The organism is Pseudomonas sp. FH4 (assembly GCF_000510915.2).
GTDB classification, from domain to species: domain Bacteria; phylum Pseudomonadota; class Gammaproteobacteria; order Pseudomonadales; family Pseudomonadaceae; genus Aquipseudomonas; species Aquipseudomonas brenneri.
Window position 1 is genome coordinate 151,038 of record NZ_AOHN01000020.1, and the last position, 16,102, is coordinate 167,139.

The 16,102-nt window shown below is 60.3% G+C and carries 10 protein-coding genes; 4 read left to right on the top strand and 6 right to left on the bottom strand.

What is annotated here, in order from left to right; genetic code table 11:
* Positions 1–115 precede the first annotated feature (115 nt).
* The 3 genes from H097_RS15855 to H097_RS15865 are packed head-to-tail and all read left to right on the top strand — an operon-like array spanning position 116 to position 5,603.
* Entirely contained in the window at positions 116–1,357 is a 1,242-nt protein-coding gene (locus H097_RS15855; protein ID WP_032860906.1) for an exonuclease SbcCD subunit D C-terminal domain-containing protein, read from the top strand.
* Positions 1,354–4,992, top strand: a complete 3,639-nt coding sequence (locus tag H097_RS15860; protein ID WP_032860908.1) for an AAA family ATPase — start codon at positions 1,354–1,356, stop codon at positions 4,990–4,992. The genes H097_RS15855 and H097_RS15860 overlap by 4 nt, the downstream gene beginning before the upstream one ends.
* Positions 4,989–5,603 (top strand): glutathione S-transferase, encoded by a 615-nt coding sequence (locus tag H097_RS15865; RefSeq protein WP_032860909.1) that lies wholly within the window; start codon positions 4,989–4,991, stop codon positions 5,601–5,603. The genes H097_RS15860 and H097_RS15865 overlap by 4 nt, the downstream gene beginning before the upstream one ends.
* A gap of 89 nt (positions 5,604–5,692) precedes the next feature.
* Here H097_RS15865 and H097_RS15870 read toward each other — a convergent pair whose 3' ends face one another.
* The 4 genes from H097_RS15870 to H097_RS28790 form a co-directional block, all read right to left on the bottom strand.
* Positions 5,693–5,872: a hypothetical protein gene (locus H097_RS15870; protein WP_032860910.1), complete on the bottom strand. Its 180-nt coding sequence runs from the start codon at positions 5,870–5,872 to the stop codon at positions 5,693–5,695.
* Between the two features lie 155 nt (positions 5,873–6,027).
* Complete coding sequence (locus H097_RS15875; protein ID WP_032860912.1) at positions 6,028–7,203, bottom strand: lactonase family protein; 1,176 nt, start codon at positions 7,201–7,203, stop codon at positions 6,028–6,030.
* Complete coding sequence (locus H097_RS15880) at positions 7,190–7,480, bottom strand: DUF5629 family protein (protein ID WP_032860913.1); 291 nt, start codon at positions 7,478–7,480, stop codon at positions 7,190–7,192. Before H097_RS15880 ends, H097_RS15875 begins: the two co-directional genes overlap by 14 nt.
* A gap of 292 nt (positions 7,481–7,772) precedes the next feature.
* Positions 7,773–8,468 (bottom strand): hypothetical protein, encoded by a 696-nt coding sequence (locus H097_RS28790; RefSeq protein ID WP_241495435.1) that lies wholly within the window; start codon positions 8,466–8,468, stop codon positions 7,773–7,775.
* On the opposite strand from H097_RS28790, the gene H097_RS15885 reads away from it, so the two are divergent.
* Positions 8,394–12,527 (top strand): DUF6543 domain-containing protein, encoded by a 4,134-nt coding sequence (locus H097_RS15885; protein WP_241495436.1) that lies wholly within the window; start codon positions 8,394–8,396, stop codon positions 12,525–12,527. The genes H097_RS28790 and H097_RS15885 overlap by 75 nt on opposite strands.
* A gap of 52 nt (positions 12,528–12,579) precedes the next feature.
* Here H097_RS15885 and H097_RS15890 read toward each other — a convergent pair whose 3' ends face one another.
* Together H097_RS15890 and H097_RS15895 are read right to left on the bottom strand one after the other, a co-directional pair.
* Entirely contained in the window at positions 12,580–14,955 is a 2,376-nt protein-coding gene (locus H097_RS15890) for an RND family transporter (RefSeq protein ID WP_032860914.1), read from the bottom strand.
* 15 nt (positions 14,956–14,970) lie between these two features.
* A complete protein-coding gene (locus H097_RS15895) occupies positions 14,971–16,011 on the bottom strand; it encodes a YCF48-related protein (RefSeq protein ID WP_032860916.1) in 1,041 nt (346 codons plus the stop codon).
* Between the last annotated feature and the right edge of the window lie 91 nt (positions 16,012–16,102).

A 16,102-nucleotide genomic window follows, 5' to 3' on the forward strand; every position in this document is an offset into this window, starting at 1 on the left:
CACAGGGTGACCGGTATTCAGTGGTGCCTTGCCATGCTTGGTTCCACTCCCAGGCGGCAGGTCGGCATTTACAGGGTAAACTCCCCTCCTTTATCAATTCCCCACGGAGTTCGCCTTGCGTCTGTTTCACACCTCCGACTGGCACCTGGGCCAAAACCTCCACGGCCAGGAACGCGACTTCGAACACGCCTGTTTCCTCGACTGGCTGCTGGGCCAGATCAAGCAGCACTGCCCCGACGTGCTGCTGATCGCCGGCGATATCTTCGACACGGTCAACCCGCCACTCAAGGCCCAGGAGCGGCTGTATGACTTCATCATCAGCGCCCATGAGCAAAATCCCACACTGACGATTGTGATGATCGCCGGTAATCATGACTCCGGCTCGCGTATCGAACTGCCTGCGCCGTTGATGCGCCGTTTGCGTACCCATGCAGTGGGTCGCGTGTTGTGGCTGGATGATGGCCAACTGGATGCCGAGCGCCTGCTGATCCCGCTGCCGGATGCCAAAGGCAAGATCGCCGCGTGGTGCCTTGCACTGCCCTTCTTGCGCCCGGCAGAAGTGACCGGTGCGCACCTGGGTGACGACTACCTGCGCGGTATCGGCCAGGTCCATGAATGGCTCATTGCCGCTGCCAACGCCAAACGCAAAAAAGGCCAGGCGCTGATTGCCATCAGTCACGCGCATATGGCCGGTGGTTCGGTGTCGGAAGACTCCGAGCGCAGTCTGATCATCGGCAACGCCGAGGCGCTGCCCGCCAAGCTGTTCGACAAAAGTGTCAGCTATGTTGCCCTCGGCCATTTGCACAAGCCGCAAAAGGTGAATGGCGAAGAGCGGATTCGCTACAGCGGCTCGCCGATTCCGCTGTCGTTTTCCGAAATCGGCTACAAACACCAGATCCTCGACGTGACATTCCAGGGCCAAATGCTGGTCAGCGTCGAACCCCTCCTGATTCCGCGCGCGGTCAACCTGCAACGCCTGGAAGCCGCGCCCCTGGCCGATATCCTCAAGGCCCTGGCAGATCTGCCGGATATCGACCTGCTCGCCGAAACCCAGCGCCACCCTTGGCTCGAAGTGCGGGTGCGCCTCGACGAACCGCAACCGGACCTGCGCCAGCAAATCGAAACCGCCCTACTTGGCAAGGCCGTGCGCCTGGTGCGCATCGCCGCTGAGTACGCCGGTCAACGCGCCAGCGATGCCAGTGACGAAAACAGCCTGATCGAACTCGACCAACTCACCCCCCAGGAGCTGTTCAGCCGCGCCTGGCAGGACAGCTACGGCAATGATGTGGACGAACAGACCCTGAAGGATTTCGCCGTGCTGCTCCAGGAAGTGCAACAGGAGGATGAACAGCCATGAAAATCCTCGCCATCCGCCTGAAAAACCTCGCCTCCCTGGCCGGGCCGTTTGAGATCGACTTTACTGCCGAACCCCTGGCCAGTGCCGGGTTGTTTGCGATCACCGGGCCCACCGGTGCCGGTAAAAGCACACTGCTCGATGCCCTGTGCCTGGCACTGTTTGGTGCCGTGCCACGCCTGGGCGACACCGGCCAGGCGAAAATGCCCGATGCCGATACCGATATTTCCATCGGCGACCCACGCACCCTGATCCGACGCGGCACCGGGGGTGGTTATGCCGAGGTGGACTTTATCGGGGTCAGCGGGCGCCGCTACCGTGCGCGCTGGGAAGCCAACCGTGCCCGCGACAAGGCCAGCGGCAAGCTGCAGAGCAGCCGGCAAAGCCTGATCGACCTGGACAGCGAGCAATTGCTGGCCAGCCAGAAAACCGAATACAAGACTCAGCTGGAACTGGCCCTGGGCCTGAATTTCGAGCAGTTCACCCGCGCCGTACTGCTGGCACAAAGTGAGTTCAGCGCCTTTCTCAAGGCCAACGACAATGAGCGCAGCGAATTGCTGGAAAAGCTCACCGACACTGCGCTCTACACCCAGCTGGGGCAGCGCGCGTTCGTCAAGGCCAGAGAGGCCAAGGAAGCCCACAAACTGCTGCAGGACCAGGCCAGCGGCGTCACGCCGCTGCCGGCCGAAGACCGCGCCGAGCTGGATCAACAGTTGAGTACGGCCCAGCAACAGCTCAAGACCCAGCAGGCCCAGCTCAAGCAATTGGAGCTGCAGCACACCTGGCTCAAGGAGCTGCGTGAGTGGCAAGAGCGCCAGCACAGTGCGGTTGAGCAACTGCAACAGGCCGAGCAGGCGTGGCACAACCAGGGCCCGCAACGCCTGGACTTGAGCCGCCTGGAACAACTGGCACCGCAGCGTCATCATTTCGCGCGGCACAGCGAGTTGACCGGCCAACTGGAGCCCCTGGCCGCGCAGATCCGCCAGCACCTTGAGCAGCAGACCGCCCTGCACGCGCGCCAGGAACAACTGCAACAGCAGCAAGCCAGCGCACACAGCGCCTTGGCCGCCGCCCTGCAACAGCAGACCGAGTCCGTGCCTCTGCTACGCCAGGCCTTCGAAGCGCAAAGCACCCTCGCCCGCCTGACTCGCGAACTGGCCCAAAGCTGCGCACAACAGCAACTGGGGCAAACCGCCTGCACCGAGGGCCAGGCCAGCCTGGATGCCTTGCACACCCAGCAACAGCTGGTTGCCAGCCGCCTGCAACAACTGGCGGCACAGCTTGAACGCAGTGCTGCCCTTGCGCCCTTGAGCGATGCCTGGAACGCCTACCGCGACCGCCTGCAACAGCTGATGCTGATCGGCAATCGCCTGAACAAAGGCCAGGCCGAACTGCCCCAACTGGAGGCTCGTGCCAACAGCGCCAGCGAGCAATGGGCCCAACAGCGCACGGCCCTGGACCTCTTGTATCAGGAAGCCGGCGCCGAACCCCACGCCGTGGCCGAGCAGATCCAGTTGCTCGACAGCCTGCTCAAGGACAACCGCAAGCAGCAACGGGCCTTCGAGGACCTGACGCGGCTGTGGGACAGCCAGCAGCAATTGGACCAGCAGCAACAGGAGTTGGCCCTCAAGCAGGCCACCGCCCAGCAACAGCGCGAGCAGTTGAACCAGACCGGCCTGCAAGCCAAGGCCGAACTGAGCGTGGCCGAGCAGACGCTGAGCGTGACCAAGCAGTTACTCGAACGCCAGCGCCTGGCGCGCAGCGCCAGTGTCGAAGAACTGCGTGGGCAATTGCAGGATGAGCAGCCTTGCCCGGTGTGTGGCAGCGTCGAGCATCCGTATCACCAGCCTGAAGCCCTGCTGCACAGCCTCACGCGCCATGATGAAAATGAAGAAGCCAATGCGCAGAAGGCCGTCGACACCCTCAAGGAAAAGCTCACCGAGTTGCGCGGTGAAGTCGGCGGCTTGATCGCCCAGCAAAAGGAATTTTTGCAACAGCAGGAACAACTGGCGTCCCAGTGCCAGGCGCTGGTCCCCAGCCTCGATGCCCACCCGTTAAGCGCCGCCCTGTTCAATCAGGACAGCGGCAAACGCAGCGCCTGGCTGGCGCAGCAACTGGGCCAGCTCAACCAGAGCATCACCCAGGACGAACAACGCCAGGGCGCCCTGCTCAACCTGCAACAAAACGCCGGGCGCATGCAGCAGCAGTTGCAAGCCGCCCAGGACGCCAGCCAGCAGGCCCGCCAACAGTTGATCGACCAGCAACGGGAACTGGCCAACGACCGCGAACGCCTGGACGAGGAACTGAGCGCCTTCGCCAGCCTGCTGCCGGCCGAGACCCTCGAAGGTTTGCGTACAGAGCCGGCCGCCACGTTCATGCTGTTGGACCAGCAGATCAGCCAGCGCCTGGAGCAGCTTGGCTACCAGAAGGATGAACTGGCCGAGCAGCAACAGCGCCAGCAAGCCATCGAAAAAGAACAGGACCGCCAGCAACATCGCCAGCAACAGTTGGCCGTGCTGCACCAGCAACTGGTCGACCTGACCACCCAGCAGCAAGCCGCCGAGGAAAAACTCCGCGCCCTGGTGGGCGAACACTCCAGCGCCGAGCACTGGCAGCAGCAACTCGACCTGGCCGTGGAACAGGCGCGCCACAGCGAGACCCAGGCCAATCAACAGTTGCAGGACACCCGCAACGAACTGATCCAACTGGCCGCCGACCTCAAGTCCCGGCAGGAACGCCAGCACGCCCTGGACACCGAACTCCAGGCGCTGCACAGCCGTATCGGCGAATGGCGCGCCCAGCATCCGCAACTCGACGACACCGGCCTGGCGCACCTGCTGGCCTTCGACGAGGCCGGCATCAGCGAACTGCGCCAGCAGGTGCAGCACAGCGAAAAAGCCATTGAACAAGCCAAGGTCCTGCTGCAAGAACGCGAGCAACGCCTCAAGGACCACCAGGCCCTGCACAACGGCAACCTTGACGCCGAACAGCTGGACAGCGCCCTGGCCGAGCTCAACCAGCAATTGAGCAGCGGCGAAAAACACTGCGCCGAACTGCGCGCACGCCAAGCCGAAGACCAGCGGCGCCAGGACGCCAACCAGACCCTGGCACTCGCCACCGCCCAGGCCTATGAGCAATGGCAACGCTGGGCCCGGCTCGATGCGCTGATCGGTTCGGCCACCGGCGACAAGTTCCGTAAATTCGCCCAGGCCTACAACCTCGACCTGCTGGTACACCACGCCAACGTGCAACTGCGCCAACTGGTGCGTCGCTACCGCCTCAAGCGCGGCGGCAGCATGCTCGGCCTGCTGGTGCTGGACACAGAAATGGGTGATGAACTGCGCTCGGTGCATTCGTTGTCCGGCGGCGAAACGTTCCTGGTGTCGCTGGCGTTGGCCCTGGGGTTGGCATCGATGGCCTCCAGCACGCTGAAAATCGAGTCGTTGTTTATCGACGAAGGCTTCGGCAGCCTGGACCCCGAATCCCTGCAATTGGCGATGGATGCCCTGGACGGCTTGCAGGCCCAGGGCCGCAAGGTGGCGGTGATTTCCCATGTGCAGGAAATGCACGAGCGGATTCCGGTACAGATCCAGGTCAAGCGCCAAGGCAATGGCCTGAGCACCCTGGAGGTGAAATGAGCGACGTCGTGCTGTATTCGTTCCGCCGCTGCCCCTACGCCATGCGTGCGCGCATGGCCCTGCGTTACTCAGGCGTGGCGGTGAACATTGTCGAAGTCAGCCTCAAGGCCAAGCCCGCCCAGATGCTGGCGCTGTCGCCCAAGGGCACGGTGCCGGTGCTGGCGGTAGCTGGCCAGGTGATCGACGAGAGCCTGGCGATCATGCACTGGGCGCTGGCGCAAAATGATCCCGAAGATTGGCTGCTCAAGGACGATCCGGCGGCGCAGGCGCTGATGGCGGGTTTACTTGAAGAGAATGACCAGGCCTTCAAGGTGCATTTGAATCGCTACAAATACGCCGAGCGCTACCCGGAGCAGACGATGGAACAGTATCGGGCCGAGGGTGAGGTGTTTTTGCGCAGGCTGGAAGAGTTGCTGGGCCAACGCGATTACCTGCTGGCCGATCACTTGAGCCTGGCAGATGTGGCGCTGGTGCCGTTTGTACGGCAGTTTGCCCATGTCGATCGGGAGTGGTTTGCAACCACGCCTTATCTGCGTCTGCAGCAATGGTTGGAGCGGTTTTTGGCGTCGTCGCTGTTTACCGCGATCATGGCCAAAAACAACCCACTGTAGGAGCCCGCTTGCCGGCGATAGCCATCTGTCAGTTGGAATTACTGTGACTGACACACCGCCATCGCCGGCAAACTGACGCCTACAAGACTTCAGGCTTGGGTCTTATGGTCCAGGGCAGCATAGAAATTGGCGCTCTGTTGCAGGTACTTCTGGGTGTAGGCGCTGGTGCTGGAGTTTTTGCTGCTGATCTCCACGCTGGCGCTGGCAGGCAGGGCAACGGTGGCGGAAACAGCGGAGGCGGCGATGATCGAGAAGAGATTGAAGTTCATGGCGGTAACCCTTGTGTTCAGTTGGCTGGATGGCTTGTGAAGGCCTTGGAGCAAACTTACGCCTGGGTACCGGCTGGCTGAAATGCTTTGAAACAGTAGCCGTTATCACTGGGATTAATACAACGAGTCAGGCCCCGCACGGCGGGGCCTGTGGCTTATTGACGCAGCACGAACTTGAGGTCGCTGGGGGCATCAATCGGCAGTTTTTGTACCGTCTTGCCCAATTGACCGGTCGTGGTATCGCGCTCGATCACCACGATCTGGTTGCTCTTCTGGTTGGCAATCAGCAGGAACTTGCCGCTCGGGTCAAGGCTGAACTCACGGGGATGATCGCCTTCCACGGAGCGTCGCTGGATCTCTTTGAGCTGCGCGCTGGCCGGATCGATGGCAAACACCACGATCTGATTGGCGGTCCCCCGATTGCTGACGTAGAGGAACTTGCCGTCACTGGACGCATGCAGCGCCGCACCGGCCTTGTCTGACACTGGCTGGCCGGCGGCAAATTCCACCAATTGACGCTGGGTCAGCTTGCCGTCCAGGTAGTCGTATACCGCGACCTGCGCGCTCATCTCAGTGGTCAGCCAGGCATGCTTGCCGTCCGCGCTGAACAGCAGGTGCCGCGGGCCACTGCCTGGCGGCAACTGCACGAAGGCCGGATCGGCCGGCGTCAGCGGCAGTTCGGGGTTGGCCTTGGGGTCGTAGCGGTAGGCAAAAAGCCTGTCCGCCCCCAGGTCCTGCACGAACACGTACTTGCCATCGGGCGACGACACCACCGAATGCACATGGTTGGATGCCTGGCGCTCGGGGTTGACCCGGCTGGCCGGGTGCGCGCTCAGTTGCACCGGCGGCGACAGTTTGCCCTCGCCGTCTACCGGCAGGATCGCCAGGCTACCGCCCGGATCTTCCAGCACCGAATAGTTGGCGACAAACAGGTAACGCCCATCGGCGGCCAGGCTGGCGTGGGTCGGCTCGTTACCCAGGCTCTGCACCTGGTTGATCAGGGTCAGTTGATGGGTGGCCGGGTCAATGCTGTAGCTGCTGACACGCCCTACCGGGTCTTGCTGGCCGGGGCCGTTTTCGTTGACCACAAACAGGCGCTTGCGGTCCTTGGACAGGGTCAGCCAGGACGGGTTTTGCGTCTTGGCTGCCAGCACCGGCGGGCCGCTGAACTGGCCGGTGCGGCTGTCGAACTGCAGGCGGTAGATGCCTTCACTGGTGCCGGCGGTATAGCTGCCCACCAACAGCTCAACGGTATCGACCGGTGCGGCCTGGACCGACATGGCGCCGACACTGCCAGCCATCAGCAGGGGCCAGAATTTACGCATCAGCATGCTCGTCTTCCTCGTCGTCGTTGTTGCCGGTGACCGCGCTCAGGCACACCAGGCGATGCTCGCCCGTATCGCCGGAAAGGGTCCAGCTTTGCAAGCTTTCATCAAAGATCGCCGCCTGCACTTGCGCGATGCTGAACGTCCAGCGCTTCTCGGCCCGACCGTCCATGCTTTTAATCAGCAACTGTTGATCCGTTAAGTTGAAATCAAAGGCATGCAGGCCATCGATTACGAGCATATCGCTGGAGGCAAGTTCAGTCAGCAGGGTAGCGGCAGTCATCGGGAATCATTCATCCGTTGGAAAAACGCTGATGATAGGGCAATCCCTTGCGTCTTTCCTGCCTTGCTTTGCCCAGCGGTAGCGGGTTACCGCACCAGGCGCGACGTTGACAGTACTTTACGGGGGAATACGCCTCCCTCTGTAAAGGACTTCATCTGTGCCAAGACCCACGACAAACCCATCCGAAAATATTCTGCAAAAAGCAGTGGCCGCACACTTCTCCACTCGCCCCACTCTGCGCTCAGTGGCCGCTCAGACACTGACATACACCCTGAAAGAGAAATATGCACTCTTACCCTATCAATCCAGCGACCTTTACTTGGCGCTCCCCCGCGACGGTGGCGGTCGAACCCTGCAGCCACTGCTGGATGTGGCACTGCAGCATATTGCCGACGGCAGCTTCCCCGACTTGTCCACTCGCGACAACCTTGACTGCTACCTGAGTGATGCCACCGGTACCCGTCTGGACACATATGACGTGCACGTCGTCAAAGCCGTGGTATGGGAACTGTCCTTGATTCTGTTTATCAGCTTTCAAGATGCCCTGGCTGACTACTGGGGACAAAACAGCGACGCCGGTGGCAATCGCTGGCAGTGGCTTGCCAGGCTGCTGCAAGGCATGCTGAGAACTGCGGCCATTCGCCAATCGGGCGATGATGCCGAACAATTGCAGATACTCAGCACACTGGCCAGCTACCCCAGCCGGGAAGCCAGGGCCAACCTGCCCTGGCCCGATAATTCGATCCATGCCTATACCCTCGAAGCGCATCTGGTACGTGACAGCACCACGCTGACCTTGCAGTCCAGCGATCTCTTGGTGGTCAGCGGCAAGCGCGTGTTTCTGTACACCCTGGCAGGCCAGGTCGAGCGTTACGCCAGCCTGGATGCATTCGCCCAGGCATGGGGTGAGCGCATGGGGCAGCAGTTCATCGCCGACAAAATCACTTGGCGCCAATACGAGCCCGATGGCGATATTTTCGAGGTACAAGCCGCGTTGGCATTAAACCAGCAGCTGGAAGATCTCGCGGCGATCCAGCTGCCTGCTGGCACCTCGGTAAGCAAGGTGGAAGGACTCTTTGAGTCGATCACCAACCCAGCTACGTTGTTTACCCATTCGCCACTCACACCAGTCAAGACCCTGTCACCGATCCAGGCCGCCCTCCCCGAGTGGCTGCGAGCGGCCTCGCCCGCTGACCTCTTTGCCTATCGCCAATGCGTGATCGAACAGGCCAGCCTCAGGCGCTTGACACGGGGCGAAGGCTACTTGAGTGGGTTGGACGATATCCGCACCTATGCCGCCAGCCATCTGAACCACCAACTGTGCTTGAAGAGAAACTTCGTGCTGCACGGCACGCACACCTGTACAGACATTGCACACTCAAAGTACAAGGCCAACGAACTGGAACTGACCTTCGATGTGGCCGTCGGCACTCTACAAAGTGGCTACATCGAGAAGGTGACGATGAGCCTGGTCGATCTGGCCCTGAAAAACCTTTCGGGAAAACCCAGTGGCACTGTGAGCTTGCGCCACACTGGCGGTCAGGAGATCGAGGCATGGCTGACCCAGGCTTACCTGGATGAGCTGGTCCAACGCGTCAATGTCGGCCTGAACTACCCGGTCTATATCCAGCAGCAACTGCTGAGTGACACTGCGGAGGCTGAAAAACGCAAACACCTGTTCTGCGGGCAACGGCCAATCGACCTGAAGATCCAGGCCCTGGAGCACAAAATCAAGGGGCAAGCCGGGCTGACGCCGAGAGGTTTGCGCTACGTCATGGCCGTGGTCGGCACCCACCGTACAGAGCGCTGGGTCGACAATGATGAAATCGTCATTCGAGCCCTGGCGTTTCAACGCAAACCTGGGGCCAAGGCCGATGTGGCGCAGAACATGTTCATCATTGAATCGCGCAACGGACAGTCCGGGCCGCACCTGCTCTATCGCCCGGCTTATCAGGACGCGCTGTTGGAGTTTGCCAGCCGCCACAGCTTATTGGCGGCCATCGCACAGCCCGGGGCAATCCAGGAGAGCGTGCTGACGTGGCTGGCGGATGATGCCAGGGATGTCTACAGCAATGGTGGCTTTAAAGAACCGCATTACGTACGTGTCAGCGGGATAGGTTCAGAGTTCGACCCTTTGCCCAGCGTCCCGACCCCCCCGACGCTGGCAAGTACCGACGATGAAAGCAACGATCAGATCCTGCAGGCGTTGAACAACAACCAACTGATGGAGTACTTGTTTGTTTGCGAAGCCCGTCAGTTACTGGGCCAGGCCGACCGAGAGTCAACGTCCAATGCCGAAAGCCGATGGGCGTTGATTCTTGAAGGGGTACAACTGGGTTTCAATACATTGTTGATGCTGGTGCGCGGCCCGTTGGCGGCAGTGGGTTGGTTCATGCAACTGGCCCTGAGCCTTGAGCATGACCTGCCGGCCCTGGCGAGCCAAGACCCTATTGCCAGGGAACTTGCGTGGGTTGATCTGCTGCTCAACCTCAGCATGGTCTTGATCCACCATGGATTGCCCGCCCCAGCAGCAGGCAGGCCATTGATCGAAGATAGTGCAGCCCAACAGCCCTTGGTAGCCCTGCCATTGAGGCAGCCTTACGACCAGGCAATCAGTCAGCGCCCCATCGTTGAGCGAGGCATCGTTGGACTGCCTTCCGAACCGCCAGGGGGCGGCAAAACCCTGCTGGATATTGACCGTTCCCTGGCCAGCGACAGTGCATCGGCGCGTCTGCTGCAAAAACTGCTTGAGGTCAACGTTCCCTGGCCCGAACCGGCACCGGAACCCATCGCGACAGGTGCGCTCAAGGGGTTGTTCAAGGTCGACAACCTCTGGTACAGCTCCGTGGCCGGCTTGTTTTTCCGCGTGGGGATTACCCCAGGGGTTGATGAAGTATTCATCATTGCCCCCGAAAAACCAGAGCATCCCGGAATCAAGCTCCGCGCCGATGGCTTAGGCCGTTGGACCCTGGATCGCGGGCTGAAACTGGCAGGCGGTGGCCCCAAGCGCCTGGCAGCCTTGCGCGAGGAAAACCAGCGTCAGATAGAGCAGCTCCAGGGGCGCATGCAAGTACTCAGTGTAGAACTTACCCACGCGATGCCCGAACTCAAAAACTGGCTGACTCGAATAAACAGCAACCGCGAAACGCTGATAAAACAAATCAATACATTGAAACTGGTATGGCGCCTTCTGGAAACAGCCAGCGGCGCTCAGAAAACGGCCCTTCAAGCGCGCCACGAGCAAGAAATATCAAACTACTCAAAGATCCGCACCGACTATGAACTCGTCCTGGAGAGGCTGGAGCGACAACATGCCCTGCTGCTGCCAAAGCGGATTGAACTGTTCAAGGTGGGCCAGGACCTGGAAAGATACGCAGGAGCTCGTGGCCATGTCCAGGACCGGGCGACAACCCTGAAAACGCTCTGGGACGACCAGCAGCGTGTGCATATCCACCTGCAGAAATGGGCAGATACCTTTCTATTCAGCGATCTTGGTGAGCCTATGAATGACCTGGTTCAGCGGATGCTGCCTGAGTTACAGAGCGGACGTCCCTGGATCTATAACGAACACATGACTCGATCGATTGGACTGGCAGACGTCATCCAACGCATGGCCGCTCGCTCTAGAGAAATGGAAACCACCCTTGCGCTGTTGGAGCAGGACTCCGTAGCGGGACGTGCCATCCGTGAAGAGTTACTGGCAAAAATCGACTTCCCCCAACATTTTTTTTCAGACAACCTGGAAATCCACGCGCTAATCCCGCTGTCGTGGGGGGTCGTCAAACCGTCAGCGATTGAGCCCTCCCCACTGGAGGCCCTGTATATCCAACATCTCGATGATTCAGGCCTGAGCCAGGCCTTGCTGTCGCACACCGAAGTGCGTAGCAGCACCGGCTACCCACTCGATGCGCAGCGTATGCTCTACGACACCCTGCTTGATAAGTACCGCAGCTATGCGCACGCCATCGAAGCTCTCAAGTTTATAAATCCGCAACGCGTACACCCCATCGCCGAGCGGCTGCTCAATGGGCTCAAGCATGCCCACACGCTTGCCGAAACAGAGCTGGAAGCCGTAGTCCGCAGCCAGGAGGCACTGGAGGTCGAGGCATCATTGGCAACGTTACGCAGACCGAAAGCGCCGACAAAGCGCATTTTCAAAACCCGCAATCGAAAATACCTGGTGGGTAACCTGATACCTGCTGATGGCCAACACCCTCATGAACATCTCACCATTACCAACACATTCACTGGCGAAACCGTTTCCTCATTCAATCAATTTGACTCCGATAGTTGGGTAGAGGCTCCCCAGACACGCGTTGCCCTACCAGAACCAGCCCCCCAAGCGAGTTCCCTGGTGGTGCTCAGGACCCAGGGCGAAATACTGATCCAGCAGCGTACCGAGATCGAACGAGTCATAACCACTCAGCAACAGAAGCTGGAAAGCCCCATCAGCCTGCAAGACGTCAACCCAGCAGACTGGAATGAGCTGCTTACCGAACAAGCCAAAACGTTAACCGACCTGGCCGATGAAATCTCGCGAGAACACCGCAACCAGCCGTTGGCGCTGGACCTGATCGACAACTATCAGGCACATGCCAGAGACATGCAGCGAATGGCGAAGCGGGTGTGCAGCGAGGCCTACAAACGCCAGTGGCCAACACTGCAAAGCCTTGAATACTTGTGGCGACAAAAAGAAATCGACATCAACCTGACCAGCCAGGCAGACCCGCAGCGGCCCACCCTCAGCGGTGATTTTTTCACCGAGTACGCCGTGTATGACAAAGCTCAAAAGCCACCGCAGGTGCTCTGGTATGCCCATTTCCACTATGCAACTGCCAACGCACCGCCCAGTCGCTACACCAGGGCGCATTTGAAATTGGCCAGTCAGCGTAAATACACGCAAAAGGACCTGCTCAAGGCCCATATTCAAGCGCGGTTAAGCAACCAGCAGGTGCCGGGGGCCGAACCTATCGAGAAGATTCTGTATGTATTGATCACGCCGCCTGAGGATCAACTGTTTTTAGCCATCGCCCCCTCAACCACCTGATCAAAAACGCCCGATGGTTCTGACATCGGGCGTTTCTGCAGGCTGGGCGGGATCAGTGGGCAAACAACGAATTGCCCTTCTGCCCGGCAAGTTTCTCCGGCTTGATCAGGAACCGCGCCAGTGCCGGCAGCAGCCACAGCGCACCAAACATGTTCCACAGCAGCATGAAGGTCAGCATCAGGCCCATGTCGGCCTGGAACTTGATGGCCGAGAAGATCCAGGTGCACACGCCGATCGCCAGGCACAGGCCGGTGAACAGTACGGCTTTACCGGTGGACTTGAGCGTCTGGTAATAGGCTTCCTGCAACGGCAAACCGGCACGCAGGAAGCTTTCCAGGCGGCTGTAGATGTAGATGCCGTAGTCCACGCCAATCCCCACGCCCAGCGCCACCACCGGCAAGGTCGCGACCTTGACGCCAATGCCCATGAACGCCATCAGCGCGTTGCCCAGCACCGAAGTCAGCACCAGCGGCAGCACAATGCACAGGGTCGCCGCCCAGGAGCGGAAGGTGATCATGCACATGGTCGCCACGCACAGGTAGACCAGGATCAGGATGGTCAGCTCGGCTTCCTTGATCACCTCGTTGGTGGCCGCTTCGATCCCGGCGTTGCCGGCGGCCAGGATGAACTCCAGGCCGTCCTTGTTGTTTTCCTTGGCAAAATCCTGCACTGCCTTCACCGCACGGTCGAGGGTCTCGGCCTTGTGGTCGTTGAGGAACACCAGCACCGGCGCCAGGGAGCAATTGTTGTTGTACAAGCCATCGGCACGGGCGATGGAGTTGTTCAACACATCCGGGTTACGCGACAGGGTTTCCCATTTCAGGTTGCCCTCGTTCATGCCCTTGATCATCTGCTTGGACACGGTCACCAGGGAGATCGCCGACTGCACGCCCTCGGTGTTCTGCATCTTCCACATCAACTGGTCGATGGGCGCCATGGCTTCGTAGCGCGAGCAGCCTTCGGACTTGGTCTTGACCATCACCACCAGCACATCGGAGCTGGTGGAGTAGTTGCTGATGATGAAGTTGTTGTCTTTGTTGTAGCGCGAGTCCGGACGCAGTTCCGGGGCACCCTGGTCGAGGTCGCCGATCTTCAGGTTCTGGCTGTACCACAGGCCGCCACCGAAGGCGACCAGGGCCAGGGCAATGGAGATGGGGGCGACTTTCGGGCTGGCGAAGTTCGACAACAGGCGCCAGAACGGATGGTCGCGGTTTGCGTCTTTCTTGCTCTTGGCGATCGCACGTTTGCTGATGCCGACATAGGAAATCGCTACCGGCAGCAGGATCAGGTTGGTGAACACGATCACCGCCACGCCGATAGAGGCCCCGATGGCCAGCTCACGGATCACGCCGATGTCGATGATCAGCAGGGTAATGAAGCCCACCGCATCCGCGAGAATCGCGATCATCCCCGGCAGGAACAACTGCCGGAACGTGCGGCGGGCCGCCGTCAGGGCGTTGTCTGCCTCACTCGATTGCAGGGCGATGCCGTTGATCTTCTGCACACCATGGGAAATGCCGATGGCGAAGATCAGGAACGGCACCAGCATGGAATACGGATCCAGGCCGAAGCCGAAGAAGTGCATCAAGCCGAGCTGCCAGACCACGGCCACCAGCGTCGTGATCAACACCGCAATGGTGCTGCGCACGCAGTTGGTGAACCACAGCAGCAGCACCAGGGTGATCACGAACGCGATGCCGAAGAACAGCACTACCATGATCAGGCCGTCGATCAGGTCGCCGACTTTCTTGGCAAAACCAACGATATGGATCTGGACGTTGGGGTTTTGCTCCTGGAACTTGGTGCGGATCTTGTCTTCCAGTTCATGGGAGAACTTCTGGTAGTCCAGGGCCAGCAACTTGCCCTGGTCCTGCGGGTCTGGATAGGACTCCAGCAGCGGGATATCGACGATGCTCGACTTGAAGTCGTTGGCCACCAGGCGCCCGACCTGGCCGGACTTGAGCACGTTGTTGCGCAACTGATCGAGGCTTTCCGGCGAGCCGTTGTAGCTCTGCGGGATCACTTCACCGCCGGCAAAGCCTTCTTCGGTCACTTCGGTCCAGCGTACGCTGGGGCTCCACAGGGACTTGAGGCCGGAGCGGTCGACACCTGAGATGTAGAACACCTCGTCGTTGATCTGACGCAGGGTCTCCATGTACTCCTTGCTGAAGATGTCACCGTCCTTGGCCTCCACCGAGATGCGCACGGTGTTGCCCAGGTTTGCCAGGTCGTTGCGGTGCTCCATCATCTTTTCGATGAAGGGGTGCTGCAACGGGATCATTTTTTCAAAGCTGGTGGACGGGCGAATCAACGTCGCCTGCCAGAACAGGAAAATGCTCACCAGCAGGCAGATCACGATCACTGCCGGGCGGTTGTTGAAGATCAGGCGCTCAAGAAAGGTCGCTTTATCGTTGTGATGACTGCTCATTCTATCCCCGCCTTCTTATTGTTTTTTGCGTTCGGCGCCGGTTGGCAGGGCGACGCGCACGCCACCCTGCCCCACCAGAATCAAGTCGCCATTGCCCGCTGCCGTGACTGCCGAGAGTGAAATGCGGTCCGGGCGATTGAATACGCTGAACGTCAGGCCATCATCGTGGCTGACCACCACGCTGCCGCCGTTGCCGACCACCACCAGGGTGCCGTCGTCGAGCAGCGTCGCACCCGACAGGCCAAACTCCAGGGCACCACGGTCGGCCTTGAGCGCCACCGGCTCCCAGGTGTCGCCAAAGTCGGTGGAGCGGAACAGGTTGCCGCGCAAGCCGTAGGCCAGCAGGGTCTTGGGCTGCGCGGTGCCGATCACGCCGAACAGCGAGCCCTCGTAGGGGCCTTCGAGTTTTTCCCAGGTCTGCCCTTCATCGCTGGAGCGGAACATGCTGCCCTGCTCGCCGACGATAAACAGGCCGGCGTCCTTGACCTGGGCGATGGCGTTGAGGTGGTACTGGTCTTCGTTGTCCAGGCGGTCGCTGACATCGGTCCAGGTCTTGCCCGCATCGGTGGTCTCGATCAACGCACCGTAGGCGCCCACGGCAAAGCCATGGTTGGCGTCGTTGAAGAGCACGTCCAGCAACGGGGCTTCACGGCTGAGGTCTTTGAACTGCTCAGTCCAGGTGGCCCCGGCATCGGTGCTGGCGAGGATCTTGGCGTCATGCCCCACCGCCCAACCGTGCTGCTCGTCGATAAAAAACACTGCCGTGAGCAGTTGCCGGGTCGGCACCTTGGCTTGCACCCAGGTGGCGCCCTGATCATCGGAATAAAGGATATGCCCGCGATCACCGACCGCCACCAGGCGTTTGCCGGCGTGCACGACGTCGATCATCAGACCTTTTTCGGCCCTTGGCGATTCAATGGCAAATGTCGCAGGCTCTGCGACGTTGGTTGCAGCCTGGGCAGCCGTCGACAACGCGACAACCCCCAGCAGCGAGAGCGCTGTAGCCAGCACCGCGACCTTGCGCGACGCGAGCGGGCGGCAAAAACCCACACCCATGACAGGCTCACTCATAGACCTTTCTCCCATTTATTATTGTTAGGTCGTAACACCTTCCAGGGTGTTCGCAGTGCGCAAACCTGCAATCTAG